10 protein-coding genes and 4 pseudogenes are annotated in these 7,321 nt (G+C 43.2%); 3 read left to right on the top strand and 11 right to left on the bottom strand.

Annotated features, from left to right (window positions below):
* The 10 genes and pseudogenes from Xsto_RS21275 to Xsto_RS19620 form a co-directional block, all read right to left on the bottom strand.
* Window positions 1-97 (bottom strand): IS1 family transposase (locus Xsto_RS21275; RefSeq protein WP_339955557.1); only part of this gene is annotated, 97 nt, incomplete at its 3' end.
* 40 nt (window positions 98-137) lie between these two features.
* Window positions 138-1,538 (bottom strand): RHS repeat domain-containing protein, encoded by a 1,401-nt coding sequence (locus tag Xsto_RS19660; RefSeq protein ID WP_244590468.1) that lies wholly within the window; start codon window positions 1,536-1,538, stop codon window positions 138-140.
* 55 nt (window positions 1,539-1,593) lie between these two features.
* Window positions 1,594-1,686: pseudogene (locus Xsto_RS23050) on the bottom strand (IS982 family transposase); the annotation flags it as partial.
* Between the two features lie 94 nt (window positions 1,687-1,780).
* Window positions 1,781-2,092: pseudogene (locus tag Xsto_RS19650) on the bottom strand (hypothetical protein); the annotation flags it as partial.
* 12 nt (window positions 2,093-2,104) lie between these two features.
* Window positions 2,105-2,491 (bottom strand): DcrB-related protein, encoded by a 387-nt coding sequence (locus Xsto_RS19645; protein WP_244590469.1) that lies wholly within the window; start codon window positions 2,489-2,491, stop codon window positions 2,105-2,107.
* Between the two features lie 283 nt (window positions 2,492-2,774).
* Window positions 2,775-3,053 (bottom strand): annotated as a pseudogene (locus tag Xsto_RS19640) (primase-helicase zinc-binding domain-containing protein); the annotation flags it as partial.
* 379 nt (window positions 3,054-3,432) lie between these two features.
* Window positions 3,433-3,657, bottom strand: a complete 225-nt coding sequence (locus Xsto_RS21270; RefSeq protein ID WP_141554548.1) for a hypothetical protein — start codon at window positions 3,655-3,657, stop codon at window positions 3,433-3,435.
* A 239-nt stretch (window positions 3,658-3,896) separates the two neighbouring features.
* The gene (locus Xsto_RS19630) at window positions 3,897-4,370 is read right to left on the bottom strand and encodes a lysis protein (RefSeq protein ID WP_099126173.1); all 474 of its coding nucleotides are present in this window, start codon (window positions 4,368-4,370) and stop codon (window positions 3,897-3,899) included.
* The gene (locus tag Xsto_RS19625; protein WP_099126172.1) at window positions 4,367-4,903 is read right to left on the bottom strand and encodes a lysozyme; all 537 of its coding nucleotides are present in this window, start codon (window positions 4,901-4,903) and stop codon (window positions 4,367-4,369) included. Before Xsto_RS19625 ends, Xsto_RS19630 begins: the two co-directional genes overlap by 4 nt.
* Window positions 4,887-5,053: pseudogene (locus tag Xsto_RS19620) on the bottom strand (phage holin family protein). The gene Xsto_RS19625 and the pseudogene Xsto_RS19620 overlap by 17 nt, the downstream one beginning before the upstream one ends.
* Before the next feature lie 124 nt (window positions 5,054-5,177).
* Here Xsto_RS19620 and Xsto_RS19615 point away from each other — a divergent pair.
* Genes Xsto_RS19615 through Xsto_RS19605 form a run of 3 tightly spaced genes read left to right on the top strand, consistent with a single transcriptional unit; the run spans window position 5,178 to window position 6,088 of the window.
* Window positions 5,178-5,360, top strand: a complete 183-nt coding sequence (locus Xsto_RS19615; protein WP_099126171.1) for a type II toxin-antitoxin system HicA family toxin — start codon at window positions 5,178-5,180, stop codon at window positions 5,358-5,360.
* Window positions 5,361-5,385: 25 nt separating this feature from the next.
* Window positions 5,386-5,823 (top strand): type II toxin-antitoxin system HicB family antitoxin, encoded by a 438-nt coding sequence (locus Xsto_RS19610; RefSeq protein ID WP_099126170.1) that lies wholly within the window; start codon window positions 5,386-5,388, stop codon window positions 5,821-5,823.
* Complete coding sequence (locus tag Xsto_RS19605; protein WP_099126169.1) at window positions 5,804-6,088, top strand: helix-turn-helix domain-containing protein; 285 nt, start codon at window positions 5,804-5,806, stop codon at window positions 6,086-6,088. Before Xsto_RS19610 ends, Xsto_RS19605 begins: the two co-directional genes overlap by 20 nt.
* 86 nt (window positions 6,089-6,174) lie before the next feature.
* On the opposite strand, the gene Xsto_RS19600 is transcribed toward Xsto_RS19605, so the two are convergent.
* Window positions 6,175-6,948 carry a Thoeris anti-defense Tad2 family protein gene (locus Xsto_RS19600; protein WP_099126168.1) on the bottom strand — a complete coding sequence of 258 codons (774 nt, stop codon included), beginning with the start codon at window positions 6,946-6,948 and terminating at the stop codon, window positions 6,175-6,177.
* Window positions 6,949-7,321: the final 373 nt, after the last annotated feature.

Here is a 7,321-nt window from a genome sequence, read left to right as displayed (position 1 = left end):
AGCAGTGATAGCGAGGATGTCCAGTACGTCCTTTTCCATGCCCTTTAACCTCGTTTGTTTTATGACAGTAACGACAAATCACATCCACTTTAGCCATATCTCACCCAGAATAAAAAGTAGGGAGTTTATCACAAGATCTAATCATTGGGAGCATGACCCATATTTCGGGTAACAGTATAGGTTTTATCTTTAGCTAATCCCCAAGGATCTATCCAGTTTATTGGATTCGGTGCATATGTATAAACATTTAACCCACCGTTTAGACCAATAGGATCAGGCGTGATAAATCTACCAATTTCAGGCGCGTAATACCGATAAGTATTGAAGTGAAGCCCCGTCTCTTTGTCAAAATATTGTCCGGCATAACGTAGATTCTGGTCAAAATTTTTCGGTGAACGTTCCTTATCAGTAAAAAATGCTACCGTGATACTGTTAACCGCACCAAAGGCATCATATTTACCTGACCACGCAATTTTTCCTTCTTCATCGGTGACTTCCAATGGCGCACCATTAACATCCGCGTGATACCAAAAATAATTACACACAGAACCTTTAACAACAATACAGGATAATGGCATGTAGCTACCATCGGATTCGTAGCAATAGGTCTGGGTTTTGCCTGTGTTGACGTTGTGTTCCTGCAACAATTTCAGTCCGTACCAAACAAAATCCGTTTGTTCTTGCTGAGGCGTACCTGTCGGCCATGTAGTGACTACCTTGCGAATACGCCGACCCAGTGCATCATAATGATAACAGGCCTTCATTCCGTTGCCTTCGGCAATAATCAGACGATTATCGCCATCATAACGATACATTTGCTTGTTACCGATGCTTGTTCCACGAGTAATAACATTTCCATGTGCATCATGCTCATAACGCCACTGGTTCCACTGCGTCAGCCTGTCGCCTTGCGGGGTCAGGTGTTTATTCTCTTCTACCTCTTTTTCCATCATAGATTGTGGACGTTCAAGTAAGTTATCTGCACGGTCGTACCACAGCATTTCTTCAAAGCTGTCTACGCTGGTGACTTTTTTCAGTCGGCTTTCAGAGTCATACAGGTATTCCACCCAACCACGGTAATGATCTTCCATCAGACACAGATCATCCTGCCTGTCATAATGCCATGCCCGCCACGGTTTGCCCTGCTCGATGGATGCTGATTTATCCCTGACGCTGTATTGGCTGATGCGACGTCCTAATGGGTCATATTCACGAAACTGAAATAATTTACCTTGTGTCCGGCAAGTTTCACGATGCAGGTTGTCACGTTCAAATTCCGTAATCATCTGTTGATTATGCCGAATAGCGCTGAGATGACCGGAACCATAGTAGAGCCAACGCAGAGTATCACCCTGCGGAAGAGTCAATTCAGTCAGATTATCCATTTCATCATAACTGAACTGGGTCACGTCCTCTCCGTTCTGCTCCCTAATCACGCGCCCCAGCACATCATATTCAAAGCTAATCGTATTCGGAAGCAATCCTAACTGTTTCCCGGAGGCATTAGGAACACGATTCGCTTCCAACAAACGCCCCATATTATCCCACTGATACTGGTAGCTGTCGGTATCAGTTTCCCTTTTGATAAGATTATCCCCGGCTTCTGAATTGCATACCTTGCTGTAACTGGGTTAAATTATCCTCTACCCAACAAAACACCCAAATGATAAAATCTTGCTGTGACATAGCCTTTTGTTCCTTTATTTCTCTATTTTTGACGACTTAAAGTTATAAAGGAGCGGCTATGTCATTTCAACTCATCATAAAAGTTGAGCATCGCGTTATTAATAAGAACATTCGTGGAACCACTGGTAATGGTTCCGCTGGGACTTCGTGACGAAGCACCTGCCGAAACACAGGCATCGCGTGCCATATTCCCTAACGAACCTGCTGCCATTCCCACCGCAATGGAAAGGCCGATCAACAAAACACCAACCCCGACACAGGAGGCGGCTACTCCAGCCACAAAAAGAAAACCTGCGGCAATCCCGCCTGCGGCTGAAATCAATGAACCAATAATCGTACCTGCAACTAACCCGGCCATTGCACTGGAATGACCTATCGTATCCCCAAGCCTTGCCGCTTCTGGCATAATGTTCTCTCCCTAGAACTGGAAACTTTTCAGGCAGTCATCCAGCCACTGCCGCTGTGATTCAGTAAATGCCTGCTGGGATGACAGGGTAAAAATCAGCACTTTTTTCTCATCCCGCAGAAATACCGCCTGACACTGATAGACCTGTTGCCCTTTCTTGGGGCGATAACGTGAAAGCAACAAATGGCCTTGCAGCAAGTTGTCACCTAATATGGCGGGTTGTTCTTCAAGGAGCTGCCAGTCTCGCAGGCCGTTTTTCAACAACGTTTTCTGGCGGGTGATATAACCAGCTAAATCTTCCCCTTCATTTAACTGGTCGCGGCTGATATTCAATGCGGGAACATTGTGCGCGATGATAATATTGACGGTCTGTTCCTGATAACCTTCCGGTATGGTGATGCTGCCTTCAGTAAACTAACAACGCGAGCGTGTTTCCATATTTCCTTGCCTCATTGATGATAGGGACATGTTATTAGCACATTAATGAAGCAGAATATAACGTCACCACTTACGCATTCCAGAGCGAATAAGAGTCTATAAGGAAAATTGTGATTAACTTCTCTTCTAAAATAAAATCAGTTAATTACATAATTTTAATTCCTCGTAATACAACAGATTAAAATCATCCTGACGCGCTGCGCTTGTCTTCTCCGGGTTACCGGGCTAATGCATTACCCCGATAATCACACTGGCGGCAATGCCAGTTGCCATGATGGTGATCATCAATAAAGTGAAAACGGTTGGTGCCACCGCAGACAGGGCAAGCACTATGTTTGCCCTTCGCTGGGATATCGATACCACAGGCAGGCAATAGGTTTTCCCAATGATACATAGCAGATTTTTTCACGGTCTGGATCAGGTCAAGCGGTTTTTGGTTGCCTGTGATATCTGAAGATGTAAATTTAGGGCGAGTTTGGGTAACGGTGTCGTGTGCTTTCTTAGCACCTTCAGCAATCGCCATAGAGTTTGCCAGTAAATCAAATTTCTTAATTTCAACTAATGTCATAGTCAATTCCTTTTAGTGATAAACCTTGCGCTCAGGAATCACCAGCCCAAAGAGGGTTAACCAGACCACTACTGGTATTCCTCAAGGCTTATCCTGAAAGGTTCTTTGGTGTTTGTGCTTCGAGCGAGAAGCGGTGAAATTCAGAGACAAAAAAGCCACCACGAGATGTGATGGCTTGGGGTTATGTGAGGAAAAGCGGTAATGAGAGTGATTTTACAAAATCTATATGCCCGCCATCTTTCAAATTGCAATTTTGTTAGTAGCGTTTACTCATTCCGGTTACATTGTTGGTTATAGCTTGCTACTACTCTGTACTTTGAAACTTATAAATATATTAAATTTGGACGCATATTTCTTTGAGTTCAGTTATTGCAACCTCTGTAATTTGCTTTTCAACCTCACCGAAAGACAGGTTTTCGCTATATGGAATTCTAAAATAATTCGAGAATCCTATGGCGCGGCTAGTTGCAGAAACTGTATAATTTACTTTTATATAGGGAGTTTCCTGACCGTCCAAAGATATCTCAGTAAACTCAATTGTGTTAATTTTAATTTTCATCGTTTCTCCTAATTCAGTATTTTTATTTTCAAACACTCCGCCTTATCGTTTGATTTATAAAATCGTTACGTTGGCACCTTATATTCACAATGCCATCTTAACCCGCTGGTTTATTAAAAGAAGAGTTATTTAAGTGAGTTATATCAAATATTTATTTTAAAAATACAAATGATTGTAAACCTCCAAGCGTGTATGATTTGGAAGAATTTCAATATGAATCAAGTCGCTTTTTAAACGATTTATTCCTTTCGTATATCAACAAACCACCCACACTGTGTCCTAACATACTCCTGCAATCCCAGAATCATTTGCTCTGAGGTAGCAACTCGCTCTCTGAGTAACCAATAATTTCGGATAGCGGAGTCTGTAGGTCGGGCGGTGTCTGCATCATCCATGCCGGAGGTGGCAGTGGTTTCAGGCACGGGACACTTGGCTTTGATGTACACCCGCTCAGGGTGAGCAAGAGAGGCAGTACGCAGCCTGTCAATTTCAGTCTTGGCATTGGCGAGTTCCTGAGTGTGTTTGGTGTCTAGTTCATGCAGCATGTCAATGTGCGTGTTCTGGTAGTTGATGGTGTCGGTCAGGTGCTGGATTTCGGTTGCTTGGTCACTATTGATACCGAGTTGTTTTTGATACCCAGAGCGATAGTGGTAAGCAGCACCAGTGGCAACAATCAGCGCCACAGCAACACCATAGGTGATATTGAATTTCATTCATCCATCCCCCAACACGTCAATTCCGATTCCTGAGCTCGTCGCTCTACCTGACCGTAACAGCCATTAGCTTGGCCTTTGGTCTGCCTGCAATCTTTGCCGCCATCAAATACCCAGCGCTTAACCTCCTGACAAGCCCCTTTCTTGTCTCCGGTGTTTAACTTCCGGTAGAACGTGGAAGAAAAGCATTTACCGGGGCCAATGTTGTACGGGCAGAAACTGGCAATTCCCGCGATTTGCGGTTCGGTTAATGGCACTTTGATATTGCTTCTTACCCATGCAATGGCCTGCTCTACTTCTTTAACGTTGAGGTCATTACATTGACTCTCTGTCAGCTTCATTCCTTGCCGAACTGGAATACCCTCAATTCGGGTCACTCCCCGGCAGATTGTCCAGATACCGCCTGCATCCCGGTACGCTGATAATCGGTTGCCTTCTTTCTCATCCAAGAACTGAGACAGAATGGCTGTCGCACCTGCACCGGAAATAATCAGCCCCATGACTGCTGTCGTGAGCTTACTCGTCTTTTTCATGTTTGCTGAATTCCCGATGCTTGTAGTACCAGTTCACAGCAAACGTGCCTACTGTCCGATGATGATCGCCCAGTCGTTCAGAGATAACGCACCAAGCATGGCAGTAAATGCGCCCCATCCATAGGCAGAGGGGCTTGAATATTTGTCCATACGCCTATTCCATCCCATCAGAACAATGGGAGTCCGTGGGGTGAAATAAGCTCGCCCCTATTAATGAATAAATATTGATTTGTGTGTATATGTGTGTATAATCATTTTCAGGTTAGGAGGGAAAATGAAATCAACTGACCTGATAAAGGAACTAACAGCAGCAGGGTGTGAATTAAGGCGGCATAAAGGAACCAGCCACCAAATATGGTGGTCTCCGATAACAGGGAAAACCTTTCCTGTTCCGCATCCGAAAAAAGATTTACCACTAGGTACTGTTAAATCCATTAAAAAATCGGCGGGGATCTAATCCCCGCCCTCTTCTGGAGGTAACTATGTTTTTTTCAGTCGGTGTTGAAACACCCAAAGATGAAAATACTGCATATGGGATGGTCGTCCCGGCATTTTTTGCCCATGATTGTGCTTGTTTTTCTGCTGCTGATACTCAATCAGATATTCCTGCAATGGTACGGGAAGCTATCTTACTCACTATTGAGGAAATGATTTACAGCAGTGATTTCACCGTGGATCAACTCCACGATGCCGGACATTTGGTTTATGCCGCCAATCCTGAATATGCGGATTTTGATAGCTGGTTCGTGATTGATATTGATTTATCTGAATTTGAAGGCAAACAGCAGCGTATCAACGTTGCCTTGCCTGATACCCTGATAAAACGCATTGATACCAGAGTAAAACAAGAACCGATGCGATATCGGGATCGTAGTCATTTTATTGCTGAAGCTGCCCGACATGAATTGCAACCCGATTAATTGGGAGGATGTGCCCTACACTCCGTCAAAATACGATGATGTGACCGTGCCTAACGGCGTTGTGTCTATCATAGTTGACCAGGATGTTTCTATTCTGGCGGCTTGGCGCATTTATCGTGGGCTGTCTCAGTATGAAGTCGCTGAAAAGCTCAACACAGCTCAATCCACCGTGTCTCAGTGGGAGGCGTCAGATCGACCCCAGAAGCGCACACGGGAAAAACTGGCTGCACTATACAACTGCACGCCAGAACAACTCATTCCATAACCCAACGGCCCCACTCAGGGGCTGTTTATTTTGACGGAAATACAAAAAGGCTACGCAATGCGCAGCCTTGGATACTGGATGTAGATTTATTTCCAGTTAAGACAAAAAGTCTTGGTTTGGTCTGTTTGTTTCAATATGGTACCTACTTTTTGTGCATCATCGTTTTCGTAATAAGCCGTGTACCAATAATTAGGGTCATCGTTAGTTGAGTAAGATCGCGACACTATCGGAACGCCAACATTATAAGACACTCCCTCAACAGTTATATAAAGGGATTTTTTCGTTAAATTCAGCATATTTTCATAATTTTCTTTATTGGAAGATGTTTTCAGGCGTAAGTTTCTATCGCCTTGCCGCTCTTCCCAGTAGAACATTAAAATACTCTCAATATCTGTTTTATTCTGAATTTCAGTTAACGTCCCAAAAGTAGATTCATTGGAAATTTTATCTCCATGTATGGTCATATACCCCCAATCTTGGCCAGGTACACCAGTGCCAGCAGTACCACCATACTTGCTAGTTCCCAGTTTTAAACTAAAAGCCAGCATACAATCCATAGAAATCCAGTCACAAGCTACCATATCTTCCTGCTCAGGTGTCCAAGGTAAGATATTTCCATCTTTATCCAGCCACTGAAGATAAATAACGCTACCTGAATCATCGTATTTAGGCATAAGGTATATATTAAAATCCCAGTCGCTACGCCTTACTGGTTTATTCAAATAAACTTGAATTACTGCCCATGGGAAAGAGCCCACAGGTGCTACATCGTCAACTTCAATATCAATACTTTTCTTATATTTGTATTGATCAGGATTAAATGAGCATTTTTTATTATCCAGCTTATTAACATCAGACATAAACACCTCACTTATTATTTGTTAAAGGTCATTTCATCCTACTGCTAACTAGCCAGTTAATATTACTGAGGTCGGTTTTTTATCTCAATTGAATAGCCTGTAACAGAATCAATACGCCTTAAAATAGGGTGACATATTACAAAATCTGTTTGATTGTCGAGTGCGTGATCCGGTGAGTTGTATATTTGAAGTTTGGTGCTGATAGAAATAAAAAAACCTCGCAAGGGCGAGGCTTCTATTTGATAAGACAGAGTATCCCATCATTAGCGTCAAGTTTACCCAGTTTTCGGAAATTTGTCAAACGAAAACGTTTGTGATTATCAAACATCGCCAAAATCACTGGTAACTTTCTTTAACATGCTATTGGCTTTTG

The organism is Xenorhabdus stockiae (assembly GCF_002632825.1).
In the GTDB taxonomy this organism is placed as follows: Bacteria; Pseudomonadota; Gammaproteobacteria; order Enterobacterales; family Enterobacteriaceae; genus Xenorhabdus; species Xenorhabdus stockiae.
Note: the sequence above shows the minus strand (reverse complement) of the source record. Positions and strands in the feature narration are given on the sequence as shown.

Excerpts from the sequence above, each read along its gene's own strand:
- Xsto_RS19625 (WP_099126172.1), bottom strand. The coding sequence starts at position 4,903 with ATGAAAAAGACGAGTAAGCTCACGACAGCAGTCATGGGGCTGATTATT.
- Xsto_RS19605 (WP_099126169.1), top strand. The coding sequence starts at position 5,804 with ATGAATTGCAACCCGATTAATTGGGAGGATGTGCCCTACACTCCGTCA.
- Xsto_RS19610 (WP_099126170.1), top strand. The coding sequence starts at position 5,386 with ATGTTTTTTTCAGTCGGTGTTGAAACACCCAAAGATGAAAATACTGCA.
- Xsto_RS19660 (WP_244590468.1), bottom strand. The coding sequence starts at position 1,538 with ATGGGGCGTTTGTTGGAAGCGAATCGTGTTCCTAATGCCTCCGGGAAA.
- Xsto_RS19615 (WP_099126171.1), top strand. The coding sequence starts at position 5,178 with ATGAAATCAACTGACCTGATAAAGGAACTAACAGCAGCAGGGTGTGAA.
- Xsto_RS21270 (WP_141554548.1), bottom strand. The coding sequence starts at position 3,657 with ATGAAAATTAAAATTAACACAATTGAGTTTACTGAGATATCTTTGGAC.
- Xsto_RS19630 (WP_099126173.1), bottom strand. The coding sequence starts at position 4,370 with ATGAAATTCAATATCACCTATGGTGTTGCTGTGGCGCTGATTGTTGCC.
- Xsto_RS19600 (WP_099126168.1), bottom strand. The coding sequence starts at position 6,948 with ATGTCTGATGTTAATAAGCTGGATAATAAAAAATGCTCATTTAATCCT.